The sequence below is a fragment of the Halomonas sp. AOP43-A1-21 genome, assembly GCF_052376775.1.
Classification (GTDB): Bacteria; Pseudomonadota; Gammaproteobacteria; order Pseudomonadales; family Halomonadaceae; genus Vreelandella; species Vreelandella colorata.
Genome location: NZ_JBQSWC010000001.1, coordinates 233419 through 254000, shown reverse-complemented (window position 1 = coordinate 254000; position 20582 = coordinate 233419). Strand labels below are relative to the sequence as shown.

20 protein-coding genes are annotated in these 20582 nt (G+C 56.7%); 7 read left to right on the top strand and 13 right to left on the bottom strand.

Features of this window, described 5'->3' with window-relative positions:
* Positions 1-44: 44 nt before the first annotated feature.
* The gene (locus tag ACT3R7_RS01205; RefSeq protein ID WP_496198717.1) at positions 45-1067 is read left to right on the top strand and encodes a hypothetical protein; all 1023 of its coding nucleotides are present in this window, start codon (positions 45-47) and stop codon (positions 1065-1067) included.
* On the opposite strand, the gene ACT3R7_RS01200 is transcribed toward ACT3R7_RS01205, so the two are convergent.
* From ACT3R7_RS01200 to ACT3R7_RS01175, 6 genes are read right to left on the bottom strand one after another with little or no spacing between them, the layout of a single operon-like run.
* On the bottom strand, positions 1018-2229 hold the full coding sequence (locus tag ACT3R7_RS01200; protein WP_192537085.1) for a four-carbon acid sugar kinase family protein: 1212 nt from the start codon (positions 2227-2229) through the stop codon (positions 1018-1020). The genes ACT3R7_RS01205 and ACT3R7_RS01200 overlap by 50 nt on opposite strands.
* A gap of 2 nt (positions 2230-2231) precedes the next feature.
* Positions 2232-3479, bottom strand: coding sequence for a RuBisCO large subunit C-terminal-like domain-containing protein (locus ACT3R7_RS01195; protein ID WP_192537086.1), 1248 nt, complete (start codon positions 3477-3479; stop codon positions 2232-2234).
* Entirely contained in the window at positions 3476-4021 is a 546-nt protein-coding gene (locus tag ACT3R7_RS01190; protein ID WP_192537087.1) for a VOC family protein, read from the bottom strand. The genes ACT3R7_RS01195 and ACT3R7_RS01190 overlap by 4 nt, the downstream gene beginning before the upstream one ends.
* Positions 4022-4029: 8 nt before the next feature.
* Positions 4030-5304 (bottom strand): TRAP transporter large permease, encoded by a 1275-nt coding sequence (locus ACT3R7_RS01185; RefSeq protein WP_192537088.1) that lies wholly within the window; start codon positions 5302-5304, stop codon positions 4030-4032.
* On the bottom strand, positions 5295-5795 hold the full coding sequence (locus ACT3R7_RS01180; protein WP_192537089.1) for a TRAP transporter small permease: 501 nt from the start codon (positions 5793-5795) through the stop codon (positions 5295-5297). Before ACT3R7_RS01180 ends, ACT3R7_RS01185 begins: the two co-directional genes overlap by 10 nt.
* A gap of 46 nt (positions 5796-5841) precedes the next feature.
* On the bottom strand, positions 5842-6804 hold the full coding sequence (locus tag ACT3R7_RS01175) for a TRAP transporter substrate-binding protein (RefSeq protein WP_417421046.1): 963 nt from the start codon (positions 6802-6804) through the stop codon (positions 5842-5844).
* A gap of 110 nt (positions 6805-6914) precedes the next feature.
* Here ACT3R7_RS01175 and ACT3R7_RS01170 point away from each other — a divergent pair, with 110 nt between their 5' ends.
* Positions 6915-7943, top strand: coding sequence for a LacI family DNA-binding transcriptional regulator (locus ACT3R7_RS01170; RefSeq protein ID WP_496198716.1), 1029 nt, complete (start codon positions 6915-6917; stop codon positions 7941-7943).
* A gap of 48 nt (positions 7944-7991) precedes the next feature.
* On the opposite strand, the gene epmB is transcribed toward ACT3R7_RS01170, so the two are convergent.
* Positions 7992-9011 carry an EF-P beta-lysylation protein EpmB gene (gene epmB, locus ACT3R7_RS01165; RefSeq protein ID WP_192537091.1) on the bottom strand — a complete coding sequence of 340 codons (1020 nt, stop codon included), beginning with the start codon at positions 9009-9011 and terminating at the stop codon, positions 7992-7994.
* Positions 9012-9150: 139 nt separating this feature from the next.
* Between epmB and efp the strand changes: the two genes are divergently transcribed.
* Together efp and epmA are read left to right on the top strand one after the other, a co-directional pair.
* The gene (efp, locus tag ACT3R7_RS01160; protein ID WP_192537092.1) at positions 9151-9717 is read left to right on the top strand and encodes an elongation factor P; all 567 of its coding nucleotides are present in this window, start codon (positions 9151-9153) and stop codon (positions 9715-9717) included.
* Between the two features lie 108 nt (positions 9718-9825).
* Positions 9826-10806 (top strand): EF-P lysine aminoacylase EpmA, encoded by a 981-nt coding sequence (gene epmA / locus ACT3R7_RS01155; protein ID WP_192537093.1) that lies wholly within the window; start codon positions 9826-9828, stop codon positions 10804-10806.
* Positions 10807-10826: 20 nt separating this feature from the next.
* Here the strand turns inward: epmA and ACT3R7_RS01150 are convergent, their stop codons facing one another.
* Both ACT3R7_RS01150 and ACT3R7_RS01145 read right to left on the bottom strand, forming a co-directional pair.
* A complete protein-coding gene (locus ACT3R7_RS01150; RefSeq protein WP_192537094.1) occupies positions 10827-12377 on the bottom strand; it encodes a DHA2 family efflux MFS transporter permease subunit in 1551 nt (516 codons plus the stop codon).
* On the bottom strand, positions 12374-13585 hold the full coding sequence (locus tag ACT3R7_RS01145) for an HlyD family secretion protein (RefSeq protein WP_417421043.1): 1212 nt from the start codon (positions 13583-13585) through the stop codon (positions 12374-12376). The genes ACT3R7_RS01150 and ACT3R7_RS01145 overlap by 4 nt, the downstream gene beginning before the upstream one ends.
* 172 nt (positions 13586-13757) lie before the next feature.
* Between ACT3R7_RS01145 and ACT3R7_RS01140 the strand changes: the two genes are divergently transcribed.
* On the top strand, positions 13758-14426 hold the full coding sequence (locus tag ACT3R7_RS01140) for a TetR/AcrR family transcriptional regulator C-terminal domain-containing protein (protein ID WP_417421041.1): 669 nt from the start codon (positions 13758-13760) through the stop codon (positions 14424-14426).
* Here ACT3R7_RS01140 and asd read toward each other — a convergent pair.
* Genes asd through rsgA form a run of 3 tightly spaced genes read right to left on the bottom strand, consistent with a single transcriptional unit; the run spans position 14418 to position 17216 of the window.
* A complete protein-coding gene (gene asd, locus ACT3R7_RS01135) occupies positions 14418-15284 on the bottom strand; it encodes an archaetidylserine decarboxylase (RefSeq protein WP_496198715.1) in 867 nt (288 codons plus the stop codon). The genes ACT3R7_RS01140 and asd overlap by 9 nt on opposite strands.
* A gap of 51 nt (positions 15285-15335) precedes the next feature.
* Positions 15336-16178: a sulfurtransferase gene (locus tag ACT3R7_RS01130; protein ID WP_496198714.1), complete on the bottom strand. Its 843-nt coding sequence runs from the start codon at positions 16176-16178 to the stop codon at positions 15336-15338.
* An 18-nt stretch (positions 16179-16196) separates the two neighbouring features.
* The gene (rsgA, locus tag ACT3R7_RS01125) at positions 16197-17216 is read right to left on the bottom strand and encodes a small ribosomal subunit biogenesis GTPase RsgA (RefSeq protein ID WP_192537099.1); all 1020 of its coding nucleotides are present in this window, start codon (positions 17214-17216) and stop codon (positions 16197-16199) included.
* Positions 17217-17303: 87 nt separating this feature from the next.
* On the opposite strand from rsgA, the gene orn reads away from it, so the two are divergent.
* Complete coding sequence (gene orn, locus ACT3R7_RS01120) at positions 17304-17885, top strand: oligoribonuclease (RefSeq protein WP_192537101.1); 582 nt, start codon at positions 17304-17306, stop codon at positions 17883-17885.
* A gap of 12 nt (positions 17886-17897) precedes the next feature.
* On the opposite strand, the gene queG is transcribed toward orn, so the two are convergent.
* On the bottom strand, positions 17898-19031 hold the full coding sequence (gene queG / locus ACT3R7_RS01115) for a tRNA epoxyqueuosine(34) reductase QueG (protein ID WP_417421035.1): 1134 nt from the start codon (positions 19029-19031) through the stop codon (positions 17898-17900).
* A gap of 55 nt (positions 19032-19086) precedes the next feature.
* On the opposite strand from queG, the gene ACT3R7_RS01110 reads away from it, so the two are divergent.
* Positions 19087-20580, top strand: a complete 1494-nt coding sequence (locus tag ACT3R7_RS01110; protein WP_417421033.1) for an NAD(P)H-hydrate dehydratase — start codon at positions 19087-19089, stop codon at positions 20578-20580.
* Positions 20581-20582 lie beyond the last annotated feature (2 nt).

Genomic DNA, 20582 nt, shown 5'->3' with positions numbered 1-20582 from the left:
GGCTGGCGGCGCTGGCCTCCAGCGAAGCTTTTGAGCCACGCCTCGTGCGACTTGAAGCGCAGCGAACATTGCCCGCCATTGAAGCTTCGCTGGCTCAGGAGTCGGCTGAACTCAACGCCATTTTTCTCCATTACGCTGAAGATCAGGCGCTCTGGATGAGCGCCCATTTGGCCATCCTGCGCTACGGCGATATCGCCCGTGTAGCGTTACGCGAGTATGCCGCATTGCCTGAGTTTCAGCAGGTGCTGGTGCGTTTTGGTCCCGATGCCGTGTTGCCGATCATTTACTATCGAGATAACGATATTGCCACGCTGCGTGCTCAGCACTGGGTGGGTGAGCATTATCAGCAGCTGAGCCGTTGGTGGAGTGAGGAAACTGAAGATGTGCAGGAGCAAGGCGGCCCAACAGACATAGCCGAGTGGAGCCCGTACCGGCGAGGCCAAATGGGTATTGCCCTGCTGGATACTGAAGGTCATGGCTTGCTCAACCAGTTTGTGGTGGATCGCGAGGGCGATGTGCACTGGCTGCAAAGTGAGCGTGTTGTGGCAGGCCTCAGCGATTTCTTTACCAGCGGTATTCGCAATCTGGAAAACCAGTGGCGTCGCGATGCAGCGATTGGTGCCGCGGACGTGGGCTGGGCCGGTGTCGATCTTTTACTGATGGCGAGTACCGTTAAGGTGCTGCGGGCAGGGCGCATCGCACGAGGTGCACGGGTAGGCAGTATTGAAGCCCAGGGAGCACGCACTGGATTACGTTCGGGCATCGTGGCAGGCAGTGGGCGTTTTGCCAGCCTGTCGCGTATGGCCAAGGTGGTGGCGGTTGCCACCACGGCTTATGTAGTGGTTCGCCACCCGTCGCTGGTAAGCGCACTGGGCGCCAATGTAGCGAAATGGCTTGGCTTGCCGGTGTGGCTGGGGCAATTCGTTATCTGGCTGCTGGTGTTGCTGCCGTTTCTACTGATCGCACGTTTTGTCTGGCGCTGGCTGCTGGTACCTGTTTTATGGCTATTGATGCCGCTTATTTATCGTTGTGGCAGGTTAGCGCGCAAACGCTATCAAAAAGCGTAACTGAACCCATTTGGCCGCCCTTCATAATCACCGGTAGCTGATGACCATCGGCAAAATTTGCCCCACAAACCGACACACCTGCCTCGAGCGGGCCGAGATAGTCAATGCTTTGAGGCCGCAGTTGGTGGATGGCCAGGCTTGAGGTGTCACCCCCGGCAACAAGCAGCGTACCGATACTATTGGAGTGAATGAGTGAAGCGATCAGCTTGGCGCAATGCTGGGCGATTTCCAGTGCCGTAAGACCATGTGTTGTATCTTCATCTAATACAGCAAGGGTTGCTTTGCCTTCGCGCAGGTGGCGCAAAATCTGCTCATACTCGGCGTGTGAGTGGGTGGCCAGCTGGCGGGCCGAAATCGTCACTTTGACCATGCGGCTAGTGGCTGCCACTTGAGCGGCCGTGACAGAAGAGCGACTGCCCGCAAAGACGAGAAGCGGGCCGGGCAGGCTGCTGGGTGGTTCGATAGTGTGAGCGTTGGGATAAAGCGCTTCCACCACGCTGCTGGCGCCAACCCACAGCTGTGGCTTCAAAGCGTGGCGAAAGCGTTCGCCAATACGCTTGAGATCGTGGTTATCAAGCGCATCACACAGCACTGGGGCGCTGGGGGCGGCGGCGTCAGTATGCAGTGTGATCCTATCCAGAAGATTAATGTTGGCAAGGCCCATAGCGCTAAAGTGTCGGCGCAGGTCAGCTTCCAGCATGGGTGTTACCGGGTGTTGCTGCATGACCGGATGACGGTCGATGCGATATATCTGCCCATCAGCACTTTTAGCAAACAGATTGCCAAACACGCAGTAACGCCCAAGGCTGGGTTGGCCGCCCACAATCAAGGTGGTGGCCGGTTTTAGCTGTGCAGAAAGCGCGGTAACGGCGGTCGCAATATTGCCCGTGTCTGGGCTGCTATCAAAGGTGGAGCAAACCTTTAGATGCAGAATATCCGGTTGATGCGGCAATAGCTGATGGCCGATACGCTGCATTTCTGTGGCTAGGGCTTGTTGATCCATACTGCGTGCCGCCGTTGCGATACCAAACGCATCAAGGTCGGCGACTTCTTCGCAGGAGGGAGCCGTCAGATAGAGCCGCGCCTTTAATCCGGCGCGCCGCAGCGTCGCCAGGGTGTCGGACGCGCCGGTAAAGTCATCCGCGACAAATATATAGCGCATGCCTAGCGCTCACCGAAGAAGTCGAGCGCCCTGGCAAGCGCCGGGCGATTGGCGCACTCAAGCGGCGTACCTGCTTCAATGCTTTGCCAGGCCTCCTGAAGACTTGCCACACCCGCAGCCACGCCGTCAGGATGCGCCAGGATGCCGCCGCCGGCTAAAAACATAAAGTCAGCGCTTTGGATTTTAGTGCAGGTGAGTGGCAGGGTGCCTGCCCACTGACCAGAGGAAAACACCGGCATCACGCGATCATCCGTATCGCCTAGCGCGGTGAGCGAAAGCTTGGCGGCGTGGGCTACTTCATCGGTTTGATCGGCAAATTTTCCGCCCATGCCATGGACGTGCATGTGGTCAATGCCCGCCAGGCGGTAAAGCGTTTGATAGGCGGAAAAATCAATGCCTAAAGCAGGATGGCGTGCGAAGGCGCCAAACCCGTTACGGTGGCCGTGAATGGCGAGCGGCGTTGAGGCGCGCAGGCTTTGCAGCGCGGAAAGCCCACACCAGTTAAGGCTCGCCATTACGCAGCTGCCGCCTTCGGCCTGAACATGGTCGGCGTGGCGGCGCATGGCATCCAGCTCGTCGGTGATATTGAACGCGACCATGACGTTGCGGCCGGTACGCTCTCTAAATTGCCTGATACGCTGCATCACCGCGCTGACACGCTCTTCTACCGGCGCATACGGGTGATTGCCTGCGATTTCGTCATCTTTGATGAAGTCAACACCAGCCTCGCAAAGCTGCTCGACAAGGTCGGCGGTTTCAGTGGGGCTCATACCGATATTAGGCTTTAAAATAGTCCCAAACAGGGGGCGATTTGCCACGCCTGTTGTACTGCGCGTACCGGCAATACCGTGAGTCGGCAGCGAGTAACGGTCGCGATATTCCGGGCGCAGCTGCAGCGCCATCAAACGTAAGCCGGTAAGCTCGCCTAAGTCGAAAAGGTTCCCGGCAACGGTTGCGGCAAGATTCGGAAGATTAACCCCGACGTTGTCTTCAGGATATTCAATCTCCACCGCCACCTTTTTCCACGGGCCTTTAACACCCTTGCGCTCCAGATAGGCGCTGTAAAGACTGGGTGAATCCAGCTCTTCGAGTATTTCTAAATGGGTGACTCTGGCACCAAAGCGCTCTCTGATGGCTTGGGTCTCGCCCTTTACTTTGACGAAGGTGCCTGAGCTTTGCTCACCGGCCATCATCTCTGCTACGAGCGATGGATCAAGCGGCGTCTCGATCTGATAGGCAGCGCGAATCATGCTTCTGCCTCTTTCAGGTTCGGGAAAGGACGCACGGGATCTTTTCCGTCCCAGTTTTCGGACGCTTCGCGGATCATGCGGAACATTTTGCCTTTAGGACCCAGTACCTCGGAAAGCTCAATAACGGTGCCCGGATGGTACTCACGGTCGAAATACGCAAAACGCCCATTGGTACCCACTTCACCGCTCATTTTGACGTGATAGCCCCTGGCCTGCATGGCGGCAAGGTCGGTGTCATAGTCTTCTGTCCAAAAGGCGACATGCTGTAACCCTGTATTGCCCGCTTGTAGAAAATCACGGTACATGGAGGGGGCATCGTTACGCGTTTGGATCAGCTCAACCTGAATGAAGCCTGAGTTAGCCAGGGCCACCGAGTTATGCACGTCATATTGCTTGCCGTCATACGTATAGTTCTCGATAGGTACGCGCGGGTTGTAGAAAAAAGGCCCCACGCCCATCACTTTGTTCCAGTACTCCATGGCCGCTTCGATATCGTTGACCACATAACCTAATTGACGAATAGCTCCAAGATATTGGCTCATGACACTTCCTACATAACAAGGTTAGGCAACCAGGTGGACAAAGAGGGCACCAAAGTGACCAACGCCAAGGCTGCAAAAAGGGAAAGATAGAAGGGGGCTACACCGCGAATAATCGAGGAAAGCGGCATCTTGGTAACGATTGATACCATGTAAAGACTCATGCCCACCGGCGGGGTCAGCAGTCCAAGCATCAGGTTGAGTACGAACACCACGCCTAGCTGTTCCGGGGGTACACCTGCTTGCAGCAAGGCGGGTGTCACAATCGGGGCGATGATAAGGATCGCGACGATAGCTTCCAGGAACATGCCCACAACCAGTAAAAGCAGATTCAGGAGAAGCAGAAGAACGAGCGGATTATCCGACACGTTCAGTAACCACTCACCTGCATGGGCTGGAACACGATCCATGGTGAGTACCCAGGCAAACAAGGCCGCGGAGGCGACAACAAAAAGCACGTTGGCGGTCGATAACACGGTTTCCCGGGTGCAGGTCAGAAAAGAACGAACGGTTAAAGTGCGATAAATAACCACCCCAATCAGAATGGCATAGGCAGTGGTCATGCCCGCCGCTTCCGTTGGCCCGAAGTAACCGCTGACCATCCCGCCGACTAACAGCACCGGGGCGAGTAAGGCAGGCAGAGAAATCAGCGTTTTTCTACGAAAGGCGGCAAAGCTTGGCTGTACACCATCACGCGGCAGTTGAGAGCGTCTTGCCATGACCGCGACTTGTATCATTAACGCCGCTGCCACTACGAGCGCAGGGACGACGCCCGCCAACAGCGCACGAATGGTGGAAACTTCAGCCGCCGTGGCAAAGATGATCAGGGGAATCGACGGAGGAAAGATCGGCCCAATCGTCGCCGCGGCAATCGTAAGACCGGCTGCAAAGCGCTTGGTGTAGCCCTGTTGCTCCATCTGACGAATTTGAATCCCGCCCAATGCCCCGATATCGGCTAATGCTGCGCCGGACATGCCGGAAAAGATCAAGCTAGTAAGCACATTAACGTGCGCCATACCGCCGCGAATGCGCCCAACCACCATGCGCATCAGTTCAAACAGATGCGTGGTGACCCCGGTGGCGCCCAGCAATGACGCTGCGAGTATGAAAAGCGGCACCGCCAACAGTGGCGTACTGTCCAGCGTATTAATGGCGCGCTGCGCCATGACCGTGAACGGCAGGTCGTAGAAAAAAATCACCAGCCCCGCTGATAGACCCAGGCTAACCGCGACCGGTGCACCAATCAGCAAGCTTCCCGCAAAGATGAGCAGTAGCGTTAAGGACATACTAAAGCCCTCCGCTGCATCATCCGCCCCAGGCGATAGAGTGAGATCAACGCAAGCAACCCGATGCTGATAAGCGCTGGCATGTATAGCCACAAATTGGGAATCCCCATGGCGGGCGAGGAAAAGCGCCCCGCACGCACCAGGAAGCGATAAAATCCGTAAAGTGTCAGGGCGCAAAAGCCTAACGTTGCGAGTTCCGCTATCGCTAAACACAGGGTGCGCTTAACGCCGGATAGCGCATCCGCCAGCATGGTAACTGCGACATGCTGGCCGTGGAACAGCAGATAAGGGGTCGCAAGGTACACCATGGAAATACCCGCAAACCGTGAGGCTTCATCCGCCCATGGCAGCCCAATACTGAATAGATTTCTGGCGAGTACCTGAGCGACGACCAATACGGTGATGATCACCAGCAATAGCATCGCAATACCCACACAAATCTCGGACAGCCGGCTAAGGCTTCGCCCTAATAGGGGTTCTTGACCGTTCATGGCTTAACGCGTTTCGTTGATGAGTTGATAGAGATCGCCGTATTGGCTATCGAACTCTTCGGTAATTCGCGCTTGCACACGGGTACGAAAGGCATCTACATCCAAGCCTTCTTCCGGGCCAATAATCTGCATTACCTGCCTCGGCAAGTTGCGCAAGGTCACTGGCTTCTGCTTCCAGCATGGCGGTGGTAGCACGTTCGCGTACTTCCAGCGCCGCTTCAGCGATAGCCGCTTGATGCTCGGAGGATAAGGACTGCCAGGTATCATCGTTAATGACGATAACCTGTGCGGCACTGATGTGGCCCGTTAGCATCATGTGGCTTTGTACTTCATTAAGTTTGGCGCTGACCACTACGTTGACCGGGTTTTCCTGGCCTTCAACCACGCCGGTTGCAAGTGCCGTGGGTACTTCTGACCAATCCACCGGCACCGGGATGGCGCCCATTCCTTCAACGGTCGCCATATAGATGGGGAATGGAATCGAGCGAATTTTGACACCGGCTAAGTCGTCAGGCGTATGGATCTCCTGGTTGGCCGTAAGATGCCGGGTGCCAAAGTAGAAGGCATACAGCAAGCGTACGCCTGAAGCGTCAGCCAGTTCTTCGTTCAGCGTGCTCATCACCGGAGAATCGACATCCATCACCTTCATCAGATGATCAACATCGCGATAAAGGTAGGGCGTATCAAAGGCGGCGAACGGAGCGTAGAGAGAGCCAATAGCCCCCGCGGTATTGTGGGAAAGCGCAATGGAGCCTGTGGAAACCGCTTCGGCGAGTTCCTGCAGGCGGCCTAGCTGAGAGTTGGGGTAGATCTCAACGGCCACATCGCCGCCCGTTTTTTCTTCAATGGCGTCCGCTAGCCATTCGGCCTGCATACCCGCAATGGAGTTGGGCGTATGCATGTGCCCGTAGCGAAGAGTGACTTCCTGTGCGGTCACGCTTGTTGCACTTAGCGCGAAGGCGCCGGCTATTAAAGCGAGATGGCTATTACGAACTAGTTTAACTAGCATTGTTGTTCTCCAGGCATGATTGTTTTTTATTGTTTTGTAGCCAAGTGTTTTCCACCTGCTACTAACCAATAGGCTAGGGCAGGGGTGCTCTTTTAAGCAATGAGGAATTCATGATGGTTTTTGATGTAAAGCGTCCCTTGATACCCGACATTGCGATGGCGGCCGGCGTCTCTACGGCAACCGTGGATCGCGTGCTGAACAGGCGGCCCGGCGTGCGCAACGTTACGCTTCATCGCGTGCTGGAAGCGGCGGTTAAAGTGGGCTATTTAGGCGAAGAGGAGGTTAAAGCCCGCCTGGGGCCAGTTTTTTCAAAAGTTGTGTTTTTATTGCCGCAGGGGGCCAATCCGTATCTCACCGGGCTAAATACCTATGTAAGAGCCTTGGCAGAACAGTCGATGGAGCCCCTTAAAGTGCGCAGCCACTTCATCGAAAGCTTCAATCCAGAGGCGTTGGTTCAGGCCTTGCGGCGCTACGGCAAGACTTCTGATGCGGTGATTTTCATGGCCATTGAGCATCCCAAAGTGCGTCAGGTGATCGATGAGCTGGTGAATGCCGGAAAACGCGTCGTTACCATTATCTCTGACCTGCCCACCTCGAACCGGCATGCCTATATCGGGATTGATAACTTTGCCGCAGGACGTACCGCCGCCAAAGTAATGGGACGCTTCTGCCGTGCCCCTCAAGGTAAGTTGGCGCTTGTGGCGGCGAGCCGCGCTTATCGCGCGCATATGGAAAGGGAGATGGGATTTTTGGCGCTGATTGAGGAGAGCTTTCCTCATTTAACGGTGATTGGACCTCAGGAAGGCCACGATAACCGGGACGAAAACTACCACAACACGTGCCGCTTATTAGAGCAGCATCCGGATATTGTCGGGATCTATAATGTCGGCGGCTCATCTGATGGAATTGGTCGAGCGCTGCATGAATCAAAGCGCGAAGAGATATGCTTTATAGGGCATAGGCTAACCCCCGATACTCGCAGCATGCTGGTCGAGGGCGGAATGGATATGGTCATTACCCAGAACCCGAGCGCCATCTATGCCCGGGCCATTGAAGTAGCAAGTGGTGAAAAAACGGATAGCGGCGCTGTCTCGATGGAAATCTACTTTTCTGAAAACCTTCCCATCGCAAATTCTTAGCTTGTGCAATAGAAGGTCTTCAAAATGTTCAATCAGCCAGTTGCGCTTTTAAAGCGGTGTTTTACTAGCCTCCCCGGGCACTTCGCGCACTAGCCGGGGCATTAAAAAGCCGGGTAAGTGCTCACGCAGCTGAGTGACGATTGTGCGCGCTTCGTCATCCGGCACATCAAAGTGCGCCGCTCCCTGAACCGGGTCTAGAACATGCAGGTAGTAGGGCAGTACACCCGCCTCAAACAGCCGCTCGGAAAGCGTTGCCAGCGTTTCGACCTCGTCGTTAATACCGCGTAGCAGCACGCTTTGATTGAGAAGCGTGACACCTGCTGCTTTTAGTCGGGTGCAGGCATCAATAACCGCTTGATCGATCTCATTGGCGTGGTTGATATGCAGCACCATGACTTTTTGCAGGCGCGTGGTGCCCAGCCAGTCAAGCAGTGCACTATCCACCCGGTCAGGTATCACCACCGGTAATCGCGTATGAATACGCAAGCGCTTAAGGTGGGGTATTTTTTCCAGCTCACCCACCAGCCAGGCGAGTTGACGGTCGTTAGCTGCCAGCGGGTCGCCACCCGAGAGAATCGCCTCATGGATGGAGGGGGCATCACGAAGATATTGCAGCGCGTCCTGCCACTCGGCGCGTGAAGGCGAGTTATCGCTATACGGAAAATGGCGGCGGAAACAGTAGCGGCAGTTAATCGCGCAGTTGGGACTCGCGATCAGCAGCACCCGGCCTGCGTACTTGTGAATCAGGCCGCGGGCGGGTCGATGCTCGGCCTCTTCCAGCGGGTCGGTGACATAGCCTATGGCTGACACGGCCTCATCACCCAGCGGCAACACCTGGCGGAGTAAGGGATCGTCCGGCGTGGCATGGGCGATTCTTGAAAGGTAAGCGTCGGGCACGCACACTTCAAAGAGTTGATGCCCCTTACGAGCGCCAGGCAGCCACGCCTCGCTTAACCCAAGGCGTTGGCAGAGCTCATGCGGGTCGCGAATGGCACTTGAAAGCTGCCGTTGCCACGTCGGGCTTGGGGCTTCGTTGAATCGCTCGTGCTTATCCGAGGCAACGATCATAATGTTCTCCTGCAAAAAGGCCCTCCTTCGGGTTATCATGCGCGCACTTATTTGACGATGCTATCCACGCTGCGGCGAAGTATGCTGCCATGCATCGCTAACTGTAATAGCTAACTGAAATAGATCACTGAGAGGCAACATGGCTAACTATTCTACCAATGAATTCAAAGGCGGTTTAAAAGTAATGCTCGACGGCGATCCTTGCTCGATCGTCGAGAATGAATTGGTCAAGCCCGGCAAGGGCCAGGCGTTCAACCGCGTTAAGCTGCGTAACCTGATGACCGGCCGTGTAGGCGAGCGTACCTTTAAATCCGGTGATTCGCTGGAAGGCGCTGATGTCATGGATCTGGAGATGGAATATCTCTATTCCGACGGTGACATGTGGCACTTCATGAAAACCGATGGCTCTTTCGAACAGTATGCCGTTGAAAAGAAAGCCTTGGGTGATACCGCAAAATGGCTCAAAGAGCAGGTGCCCTATACGATTACGCTGTGGAATGACAAGGCGATCTCCGTCACTCCGCCCAACTTCATTGAACTTGAAGTTGTCGAGACTGATCCTGGCCTTAAAGGCGACACGGCGCAGGGCGGCTCTAAGCCGGCAACCCTGTCTTCGGGTGCCGTTGTACGTGTCCCGCTGTTTATTAACCAGGGTGAAGTGTTGAAAATCGATACCCGCTCCGGCGAGTACGTGTCTCGCGCTTAACACACCGCCAAATCAGTGCGTAGTTGAGTATAACTACGCGCTAAATGGCTCGTGTACTACCGTATTGCCACGCGATTGCGTGGCTTTTATTTTATTTAAGGGGCGGTAATGGCCATTGACTGGCAACCCAGTGCAGACATTGCCACGCTGCGTGAGCGTGCCCGCCTGCTGGCAAACGTGCGGGCTTTTTTTGCAAAGCGTGACGTTCTGGAAGTGGAAACCCCCGTGCTTGGGCAGGGGGGAAGCACCGACGTGCATCTGGTGTCGCTGGTTACTCAGGCGCGCACCGATAAAGGCCTGCGCCGTTTATGGCTGCAAACTTCGCCTGAATTTCACATGAAGCGGTTGCTGGCTGCAGGCAGTGGGCCTATTTACCAGCTGGCGCGAAGCTTTCGTGATGGTGAAGTCGGCTCCCGGCACAATATTGAATTCACCATGCTCGAGTGGTATCGCCCGGGATTCGCGCTGGGCGAGCTGATCGGTGAGACGACGAATCTGGTGATGACCCTTTTGCCTTCGTTTGCCGGGCCGGTAGTGCACTACCGGTATCGTGAGTTGTTTCACACCTATCTGGCGGTCGACCCGTTTACCACCTCGCTTGAAAAGCTGCGTGCGCTGGCTTCAGAGCGGGGGCAGATGCCCGCCGGGGCATTGGCCAAAGAAGGTCGCGATACCTGCCTTGATTTGCTGATGAGCATGGTGATTGAGCCGCAGCTGGGCCAGAACGAATTAAGTGTGGTGCTGGAGTATCCCGCGAGTCAAGCAGCACTGGCGCGCCGTCATCAAGACGCCGACGGTGAGTGGGTGGCGTCGCGCTTTGAGCTTTACCTGAACGGTATTGAGCTGGCCAATGGTTATCATGAACTGACCGATGCCGCCGAGCAGCGGGCGCGCTTTAATGAAGACAACGCCGAACGGCGTCGCCTGGGCCTGCCTGAGGTCGATATTGATGGGCATTTGCTTGCCGCACTTGAGCACGGCATGCCGGAAGGCGCGGGCGTCGCGCTGGGTATTGACCGCCTGATTCAGCTAGCGCTGGGTAAAGCACGCCTGGAAGACGTGCTGGCGTTCGCCACGCCCAACTGTTGAATTTTTGGCCTAGCTACTCGCTAAGCCTTGAGGCGTTTGAGTAAAAACACCAGTGGCACCGTAGCGATATAAATCAGGCCCAGCCAGGTAAAGATGTCATTGAAAGCCAGCACCTGGGCCTGCTGTGAAACCCGCTGCGTAAGTAACCCCACGGCGGCGTGGTAGGCATCGGGTACCGTGCCGCTCAGCATGGCCTCATACTTGGCGATCTCCGCCCCCACCACATCGCGCCCAGTATCGATAGCCGGAATTAGCTGGTTCCAGTGAAAGTCCTCGCGGATATCACGCACGGTGTCGAGCAGTGCCAGACCCATGGCGCCGCCCAGGTTACGCATCACGTTAAATAGCCCGCTGGCGTTACCCACTTCGCTGGGGGGCAGGGTGCCGAGAGCGATCCGCGATGCCGGTATGATGCACATGATAAGACCCATGCCCCGCACGATTTGTGGCACGCAGAACTGCCAGAACCCTGACTCTACCGTGAGGTTGGCGTTCATCATGGTGCCTACGCCGACTAGCAGCAGGCCCAAAAACAGCAATACGCGCAGATCCAGACGGTTGGAGGCTTGGCCGACGATGGGGGCGCATAGGAACATGGTAAGTCCGGTCACGAACATCACCTGGCCGATTTGCAGGCTGGAGTAGCCACGCACGTAGCCAAAGAAAAGCGGCATGATGTAAACCAGCCCATACAGGGCAATGCCGATGATAAAGCCCATCCCCGCGCCGATAGCAAAGTTGCGGTTGGCGAAAGCGCGCAGATCGACGATGGGATGATCGCTGCGCAGTGTACGCACAAAAAACCAGATGCCCGCGACTAAACAGACCAGGCTAAACAGGGTGATCTGGCGGCTGGCGAACCAGTCATCGCCCGGGCCTTCCTCAAGCACGAACTCAAGCGTTCCCAGAAATACCGCGATAAGGGCCAGGCCGACAAGATCCAGCCTGCGTGCGATGGCGTGATTGGGTTTATCGATATCCAGAAATGTCCATGCCGCCCAGCACACCAGGATGCCGGGAATCACGTTGGCCAAAAACAACCAGTGCCAGCTCTGGGTTTCGGTAATGTAGCCACCCACGGTCGGACCAATCGAAGGTGCCATGGTAACGACCATGCCGATCACCGCCTGAACGCTGCCCATCACCCGCCGGGGAAAGATCGAAAAGCTGACCGCCTGGGTGATCGGAATCATTGCCCCGCCCATGAAGCCCTGAATGGCGCGCAGCACGATCAGCTGCTCAATGGATGTGGCCAGCGCGCAGCCAAGGCTTGCCAACGTAAAACCCGCGCAGGAAAGGGTAAAGGCGACCCGCGTGGAGAGAATGCGCATCAGCATGCCCGAGAGCGGAATCATCACGATCTCCGCAATCAGGTAGGAAGTCTGTACCCAGGATATCTGGTCTTCGCTGGCCGAAAGCCCCGATTGAATCTCGTTAAGCGAGCTGGCGACAATTTGAATGTCCAAAATGGCCATGAACATGCCAAACACGGCAGCGATAAAGCCAATTCGCTGCCGCCAGGGTGGCATGTCGCTGGCGCCCAACACTGGGCTTGCGGCTGCCTCGCTCATAGCTGGGGCTGTTGCTGGGAAGCGTTAGCGGCGTTTGAGTGGGCAAGCCGTGCGCTATTTTCCCGCGGTGGCTCAGGTTCAAGCTTAGGCTCAAGTTCTCGCGTATCGATTTCAGGAAGCGCCGAAAGTCCGGCGCGCAGTAGATGCAGCGCTTCTTGTGGGGCTGTAATTCGGATCTTGACCGGTACGCGCTGAACGATTTTGTTGAAGTTGCCGGTGGCGTTGTCCTGGGGCAGCAGGCTGAACTCGGTGCCTGTCGCCGGTGACAGGCTGTCAACGATGCCTTCAAAGGTGATATTAGGATACGCATCCAGGTGAACCGTAACGGATTGCCCGATGCGAATTCGCTCAAGCTGGGTCTCTTTGAAGTTGGCTGCTACGTAGGCCGACTCGATGGGCACCAATTGCAACAGCGTTAACGACGGCTGCGCGACAGTGCCAACTTCGACTCGAAGGTTGCCGACCACCCCATCACGCGGCGCAAGAATGCGCGTTTTGTCGAGCTGATGGCGAGTGTAGGCAAGATCGGCACTCGCGGCATCCAGGTTGGCTTCGGCGCGGGTCACATCGCTCTCTGCCACGGCCAGTTGGCGTCTGGCCGAGACAACGGCTGCCTGGCTGCTGGCCAGATTGGCCTCAGCGACGCGCTGCGCGGTTTGATCATCCTCACGCTGCTGGCGCGAGCCGTAGTTGTTGGCCGCCAGTGACGACGAGCGCTCAAGGTGCTGGCGCGCTCGGTCAACATCGGCCTGGGTAGCATCGACCTGGGTGGTTGCCTGATCGATGGCTGCCTGCTGAAGCTCCACCTGGCGACGCGACTGGACAATCGAGGCTGCCGCAACCGCTTGCTGGGCCTCGGCTTGCGCCACCTGATCGCGGTAGCTTTCATCGTCCAGACGCACCAGTAGGTCACCTTGCTTAACCGTCTGATTGTCGTTCACCGCAACGAGTGCGACGCGCGCAGAAAGCTCGGCGCGCACAGCCACGCTGTCGGTGCGCACATAGGCATTGTCGGTCTCTTCCATAAAGCGTCCGACTTGCCACCAGCCTACGCCCCACCAGATAATCCCCGCCAACGCGATAAGACCCACCAGCACCGCCAGAATCTTGCGCTTGGGTTTGCCGCTGGAGTGGCTATTGGCGGGTGCAACTGGCGTATCGCTTTGATGTGTATCCGGGGTTTCGCTTTGCTTGCCATTTGAGCGCATGGCCAACTCCTCAACGCATGTCATCCCGTTGAACGGTCATCGGGAAAGAAGCTCTATAGTGTAATGAATGCTACACTACATGGCTACTTTGTTCGCACGCTATATGTAAAAATTGAAACGATGCTGACGTCAAACAGCTATATGTCAGTAAACGGTTTGAATAGGAGTAAGAATGTCTCGATTAGGGTCTTCTACTACCGCTGAACAGCCTGAGAATGAAGGCGCTACGTTGACTGCACGCGGGATAGCGCGGCGTGAGCGCCTGCTGGACGCAGCTCGGGATGTTTTTCTTGAGCAGGGCTATGCGGGCGCCAGCGTCAACGAGGTAGTGGCACGTGCCGGCGGGTCGCTTGCGACGTTATACAAGCAGTTCGGCAATAAAGAGGGGCTATTTACGGCGGCGATGGAGCGCCATATCGGCGCGGCATGGGCAGTACTCGAAGAAGGGCGGCGGGACCGTCAGGCCCCTGAGCAGGTGTTGTACGAATTAGGGCGGCGTATGTTGATGCTGATATTTAACCCGAGCGTGATACGGTTAGTGCGCGGACTGGCGTTCGAGGCTGAGCGGTCCCCTGAGCTTGGCGAGCTGTTTCTGACCCGGGGGCCTGATCAGACCCGCCAGGCGCTCGCCAACTATCTCAGTGATCAGGTTGCCAGCGGCCGTCTGGATATTGAAGACCCACGCGAGGCCGCCGGGATTTTCATGGGGATGCTGATAGGCGAATGGCATATCGATGCTTTGCTTGGCCGTGACCTGCAGCTTGACGAGGCGCAGTGCAACGCGCGGGCGAAACGCTGCTTGACGATCTTTCTTGCTGGGGTAGCGGCATCTTCAAACTAAGGCTTGGCGCTGTATCGGCTGGCTTGCAAAATCGCCTAGCGTTTGGCCCATACTCACCATGGTTTCCGGCGGATAATCGGCAAACGCGACCGGGTTGGCAAAGCACATCACCACGGTAGAGCCGAGTTTAAATAGCCCCATTTCCTCGCCGCGCTCAAGGGTGATCTTATTGTCAAAGCGCGTGCGTTGGGGCACGCCCGCCAGCGGCGTTACCTGCCCAGACCACACGGTTTCAATGGCGGCAACCACCATTGCGCCGACCAGCACCATGGCAAACGCGCCGTGCTCGGAATCAAAAATGCACACCAGGCGTTCATTGCGTGCAAACAGGTTCGGCACGTAGCTTGCGGTGGCTTTATTGACCGAGAAGATACGTCCAGGCACATAGATCATCTCGCGCAGCGTGCCGGTCATTGGCATATGTACGCGGTGATAATCACGTGGCGAAAGATAGACGGTCGCAAAACTCCCACCCATAAATTCCTCTGCCAGCGCCGCATCCCCACCCAGCAACGTTTGCGCTGAATAGGTATGACCCTTGGCTTGAACCAGCTGGCCCTCCTGCAGGCGGCCATGGCGCGAAAGCGAGCCGTCGGTCGGGCTTAGTAGACCTTCACCCAGCGGGCGGGCATCGACTTGTAAAACGCGGGTAAAGAACGCGTTAAAATTGGCATAGGCCGTCGGGTCCGGTTCAAGCGCTTGGCTCATGTCGACGTTAAATCGTTTAATAAACGCTTTAATCAGCGCGTTTTTCAGCCACGGCACCTCGCTTTGCGCAAATTTGCCGGTCAGGCGCGAGAGGGCGTGATGCGGAAGCGGGTACTGGAGTAACGAAAAAGCTTTTTGAGATAGCGTCACATTAATTACTTTTAGCAGTGGTTAAACGTAGGACCAGCACGGCCGGCCACGTTACTTTTCAATCGGCGTATCGTCGCGGTTACCCCATTCACCCCAAGAGCCCGCATAGCCGCGTATATTAAATCCTAGTGCTTTACCCACCAGCCAGGTAAAGCTGCTGCGGTGGTGGCTCTGGCAGTGGGTGGCCACTTCCATATCTGGCGTCAGGCCCATGGCTCCAAGCTCGGTGATAAGCTCGGCATAGTCGCGAATACGCAAAGCACGAGTGCGGTCCATGGCATTAAGCCAATCCATATTTACCGCACCTGGAATATGACCAAGATGCTTATTATTGCCTTTCTCGCCGTCATATTCGCCTTTGGAGCGGGCATCCCAAACCGCAAACTGCTTGTCACCCAGCTTGGCTTTAATCTCATCACAGGTAATGAGCGCCTGCGGGTTTAAAACCTGCGCATGGTATTCACTAGGCGAAGGGAGTGTTTGCTCGGTGCTTTCGGGCATGCCTGCATCGCGCCAGGCGTGAATGCCGCCGTTTAAATAAGAGTAACGGGTGTGCCCAATCAACTCCAATGTCCATAAAAGGCGCGCAGCCCAGCCGCCGCCTTCATCATCATACGCCACGACATGCGTATCGCGCGTAAGGCCGAGTGCGCTGAACAGCTGGGATAAAAACTCGACGCTGGGAACGTCATTGGGCACTGGCCCTTCGCCACGCATCAAATAGCGGAAATCGAGATATACAGCCCCAGGTACATGCCCCTGGCGGTAGCTGTCCGGGTTGACCGGGGCATCGATAATCAGCAGTTCAGGGCTGTCTAGATGCGACTTGAGCTGCTCGGGTTCAACAATGAGTGGCAGAAAATTTGATTCTGATGACGGGTGCTCGGTGCTCATGGACGGCTCCTATAAAATTCAGGCATCTAGGCTATCGAGAATGCGTCGATAGCTGGCAAAACGTTCTGGATGAATCTTGCCTGCCTCAACCGCTTCAAGTAAAGCGCAGCCGGGTTCCGCCCGGTGCCGGCAATCGCGGAAGCGGCAATGTCCAATAAAGGGATGAAACTCAATAAAGCCGTCGGTCACATCCTGCTCGGTCAAGTGGATCAAGCCGAACTCGCGAATACCGGGGGAATCGATCAGCTCACCATCGGTGACCTCGTCACGGTTCATGGTGTAAAGCCGAGCTGTCGTTGTGGTGTGCGTGCCCTTACGCGAATCTTCGGAAAGCGCGCCGATACGCAGCGATTCATCGGGTAGCAGCAGATCGATCAAGGAGGATTTACCCACGCCGCTTTGGCCAACGAAAACCGATGTGCGGCCTTCAAGCTGTTGGCGTAAAGGTTCAAGCCCTGCTTCATTGGCCGTGGTGGTACGCACCACCGGATAGCCCAGGCTGTGATAGCGCTCAAGCAGTTTGCTTAACTCTCCGCCGTCTTCCGGAAGCAGATCGATTTTGTTAAGCACAAGCACAGGCGCGATATCGGTCGCTTCGGCGGCAACTAGATAGCGGTCGATAAGGTTAGGGTGCGGTGCGGGCTCCACGGCGAAGACAATCAGTATCTGATCAATATTTGCGGCAACCGGCTTTAAAAGCCCGCGGGCATCAGGGCGTTTAAGGACGCTGTCACGCTCTTCGCGTGCTACTACAACGCCTGAACCGTCTTGGCCTGCGCGCCAGATCACTCGGTCGCCGGTTACCAGGCCTTCCAGATTAGCGCGTAGGTGGCAGCGTACGGGGGTGCCATCGGCGTTGCGTACTTCCAGCGTGCGTCCAAAATGGGCCATTACGCGGCCTGGTTGTTCGGCGCCGTATTCTCCGGCGGCGAGTTTATCCGTATCCTGCACTTCACGCTTTTCAGCGCGTTGGGCACGTTCGGCCTGGATCTTGTCGACCCGCCATTGCTGTTGACGGCTTAATTTACGTTTGCTCATGACCACCCGATGCTCGGTACAATAGACTTATTGTACCTGTTAACTGACGCCGGGTAACTCGACCCGTCGGCTATCTTGGAGAAAAGCATGAACGACACTACCGCACCGCGCAGCGATCTGCTGGTATGGATTGACCTTGAGATGACCGGCCTGGATCCGAATAAAGAGCGCATTATTGAGGTCGCCACGTTAATTACCGATGCAGATTTAAACGTCGTGGCCGAAGGCCCGGTCATTGCGGTGAAGCAGTCGGACAGCCTGCTCGCCAGTATGGATGACTGGAACCAGAAAACCCATGGGGAATCGGGGCTGGTCGCGCGTATCAAGGCAAGTAACGTCGATACGGCCAGTGCGGAGCAGCAAACGCTGGAATTTTTACGCCAATACGTAACGCCCGGTAGCTCACCGATGTGCGGCAACAGTATTCATCAGGACAGACGCTTTCTAGAGCGCGAAATGCCCGCGCTGTGGAGTTTCTTCCACTACCGCAACCTGGATGTTTCAAGCGTTAAGGAGCTCGCCAAGCGTTGGAACCCAGGCGCGCTTGCTGGTTTTAGCAAACGCAACGTTCACCTGGCGATGGATGATATTAAAGAGTCGATTGCCGAGCTTGCCCACTACCGTAATACTTTTTTGCGCGTAGCCGGCGAGCATGACGAAGAAGAGTAAGCCTCGGCAGCGTTAAGGCGCGCTAGTGGCAATAACTGCTTCACGCTTGAGGCGCTGCTCGTCAAGCGCCCAGGCGACATGCTCACGTACCAGGGCGCTGGGGTAAGCCCGGCGTGCCCAAAGTGCGGCTTCAACGGCTTCGCTCCAGGGTGCATTGCCAAGGCCAATGGCGATATTGCGCAGCCAGCGCTCATAGCCGATACGCCGAATGGGACTGCCAGCGGTTTTATCCAGAAACTCCTCTTCGCCCCAGGCAAACAGGTTGAGCAGTGACGCGCGGTCGAGATCGTGGCGGGGTGCAAAGTCCTGCTCGTTGCTTATCCGCGTGAAGCGTGTAAAAGGACAAACTAGCTGGCAGTCGTCGCAGCCATACACTCGGTTACCCATGGCGCGGCGAAACTCCACCGGAATCGCGCCGTGCAGCTCAATGGTCAAATAAGAGATGCACTTGCGCGAATCAATCACCTTGTCATCGACAATCGCACCGGTCGGGCACGCCGTCTGGCAGGCGTCGCAGCTGCCGCAGTGCTCCCGTTCATAGGGCGGGTCAACGGGCAGGGGCAGGTCGGTATAAAGCTCGCCCAGAAAAAACAGCGAACCCGCTTTGGGGTTTAAGAGCATGGCGTTTTTGCCAAACCAGCCCAGGCCCGCTTTTTGTGCCAGGGCACGCTCCATCACCGGGGCGGAATCCACAAACGCGCGGTAGCCGAAGGGACCTACTTCCTGCTCGATTTTTTTACCCAGCTGGGCCAGGCGCTTGCGTATCAGCTTATGATAATCGCGGCCCAGTGCGTAGCGTGATACATAGGCTTTGTTGGGTTGGCCGAGCAGCCGGGTGGTTTCGACTTCCGGGGGCAAATAGTCCATGCGGACACTGATCACCCGCCGTGTGCCCGGTTCAAGTTCAGCCGGGCGAGTACGCTTGGTGCCATGCTTATCCATAAAGCCCATTTCACCGTGGTAACCTTTGTGCAGCCACGCGTTGAGATGCTGCTCGTGGGCATCGAGCTGCGTATCGGTAATACCTACTTGCTGAAAGCCAAGTTCGCGGCCCCAGGTTTTGATGAGGTCGGCAAGGCGCGCCAGCTCATGATAAGAAAGTGCAGAAGCAGTGGAAGAGGGCATCATCAGTCTACGGTCGAGCATTAGTCGCGCTATGCTAACGCATTGACCGCCATCACAACATGCGAAAGGAGAGATTGTGCTTACCTTGAGTGCTTCCACACTACGCCCATTATTTACCGCAGAGCAAGTCCGTGAACTGGACCGTCGCACCATTGCCGGGGGCATCGAAGGCTTCGCCCTTATGCAGCGAGCTGCATCGAGTGCCTGGCATAGTTTTCGGGCGCGCTGGCCCCAGGTGCGTAGTTTAACGGTGCTGTGTGGCGGCGGTAATAATGGCGGGGATGGTCACGTGCTGGCGGCGTTGGCCATTCAGTCTGGCCTTAAAGTCCAGCGCATTACGCTTAAGCCGCTGGATGCATTGACGGGCGATGCTGCTCGGGCAGCGGAACTTGCCACCTCAGCTGGCGTCGGCTGTGAAGAGTGGCAGGCAGAGTGTGTTTTTACCGGCGAGGTGATTATCGATGCCCTGTTAGGTATCGGCTTAACCGGAGAAGTCACGGGACCAGTTCAGCAGGCGATTAGGGCGATTAATGCATCCAGGCGGCCCGTAATGGCGATTGATATTCCTTCGGGGCTTGCAGCCGATACCGGGGCAGTGCTGGGTGAAGCTGTCCAGGCCAGCTGCACGGTAACGTTTATCGGCGATAAGATGGGCCTGCATACCGGAGAAGCTCCCGCCCACACGGGGGAAATCGATTTTCGCCCTTTAGGCGTTAAGGCGCAGGCATTTGTTGATATTCCGCCCTTTGCGTGGCGGTTGGATGAAACGTGGCTCAATGAGACCTTTGTGCCGCGCTCGCGTACCAGCCATAAAGGCGATATGGGCCATGTGCTGGTGTTAGGCGGTGCCCCCGGTTTTGGTGGCGCGGCGTTATTAGCCTCTCGGGCGGCGGCGCGGCTGGGGGCTGGCAAAGTGAGCCTGGCAACGGCGCCGGAGCACATCACGGCCAGTTTAATCAACTGTCCCGAAGTCATGGCGCATGGCGTACGTGGTGGTGCCGACTTGGATGAACTGCCTCAGAAAGCTGATGTGATGGTGGTGGGGCCAGGTACAGGCCAGGCTGCCTGGGGGCAAGCGGTGCTTCAGTATGTGTTGGCCTCTGAGGTGCCGCTGGTGATTGATGCCGATGGGCTGAACTTACTCTCAAGCCACTGGCCGGAGGAGCGCCGCGACAACTGGATATTGACGCCGCACCCCGGTGAGGCCGCACGCCTGCTGGGCTGTTCCACGGCGGATGTTCAGGCGAATCGGCCTGCCGCAGTGCGCGCGCTGCAAAAAGCCCGCGGTGGGGTGGTGATTTTAAAAGGCTCGGGTAGCTTGATTGCCAGTCCTTATGGGCTGGCAGTATGTCCATACGGAAACCCAGGCATGGCCAGTGGTGGTATGGGCGATGTGCTTAGCGGCATGCTGGGCGCGTTGGTGGCGCAACGTGGGGATGTCGAACAGTGCGCCTGGCTTGGCACGCTGGTGCATGCCCTTGCTGCAGATCGCGCCGCTAAGGTGTCAGGAGAACGTGGCTTGCTGGCAAGCGATCTGGCATTCTATGCGCGAGAATTGATCAACCCGTAAAG

What these genes read in the sequence shown, in the direction of transcription:
- ACT3R7_RS01200 (WP_192537085.1), bottom strand. Translation starts at nt 2,229, where the DNA reads ATGCGCTATATATTTGTCGCGGATGACTTTACCGGCGCGTCCGACACC.
- ACT3R7_RS01195 (WP_192537086.1), bottom strand. Translation starts at nt 3,479, where the DNA reads ATGATTCGCGCTGCCTATCAGATCGAGACGCCGCTTGATCCATCGCTC.
- ACT3R7_RS01190 (WP_192537087.1), bottom strand. Translation starts at nt 4,021, where the DNA reads ATGAGCCAATATCTTGGAGCTATTCGTCAATTAGGTTATGTGGTCAAC.
- ACT3R7_RS01185 (WP_192537088.1), bottom strand. Translation starts at nt 5,304, where the DNA reads ATGTCCTTAACGCTACTGCTCATCTTTGCGGGAAGCTTGCTGATTGGT.
- ACT3R7_RS01180 (WP_192537089.1), bottom strand. Translation starts at nt 5,795, where the DNA reads ATGAACGGTCAAGAACCCCTATTAGGGCGAAGCCTTAGCCGGCTGTCC.
- ACT3R7_RS01175 (WP_417421046.1), bottom strand. Translation starts at nt 6,804, where the DNA reads ATGCTAGTTAAACTAGTTCGTAATAGCCATCTCGCTTTAATAGCCGGC.
- ACT3R7_RS01170 (WP_496198716.1), top strand. Translation starts at nt 6,915, where the DNA reads ATGATGGTTTTTGATGTAAAGCGTCCCTTGATACCCGACATTGCGATG.
- epmB (WP_192537091.1), bottom strand. Translation starts at nt 9,011, where the DNA reads ATGATCGTTGCCTCGGATAAGCACGAGCGATTCAACGAAGCCCCAAGC.
- efp (WP_192537092.1), top strand. Translation starts at nt 9,151, where the DNA reads ATGGCTAACTATTCTACCAATGAATTCAAAGGCGGTTTAAAAGTAATG.
- epmA (WP_192537093.1), top strand. Translation starts at nt 9,826, where the DNA reads ATGGCCATTGACTGGCAACCCAGTGCAGACATTGCCACGCTGCGTGAG.
- ACT3R7_RS01150 (WP_192537094.1), bottom strand. Translation starts at nt 12,377, where the DNA reads ATGAGCGAGGCAGCCGCAAGCCCAGTGTTGGGCGCCAGCGACATGCCA.
- ACT3R7_RS01145 (WP_417421043.1), bottom strand. Translation starts at nt 13,585, where the DNA reads ATGCGCTCAAATGGCAAGCAAAGCGAAACCCCGGATACACATCAAAGC.
- ACT3R7_RS01140 (WP_417421041.1), top strand. Translation starts at nt 13,758, where the DNA reads ATGTCTCGATTAGGGTCTTCTACTACCGCTGAACAGCCTGAGAATGAA.
- ACT3R7_RS01130 (WP_496198714.1), bottom strand. Translation starts at nt 16,178, where the DNA reads ATGAGCACCGAGCACCCGTCATCAGAATCAAATTTTCTGCCACTCATT.
- rsgA (WP_192537099.1), bottom strand. Translation starts at nt 17,216, where the DNA reads ATGAGCAAACGTAAATTAAGCCGTCAACAGCAATGGCGGGTCGACAAG.
- orn (WP_192537101.1), top strand. Translation starts at nt 17,304, where the DNA reads ATGAACGACACTACCGCACCGCGCAGCGATCTGCTGGTATGGATTGAC.
- queG (WP_417421035.1), bottom strand. Translation starts at nt 19,031, where the DNA reads ATGCTCGACCGTAGACTGATGATGCCCTCTTCCACTGCTTCTGCACTT.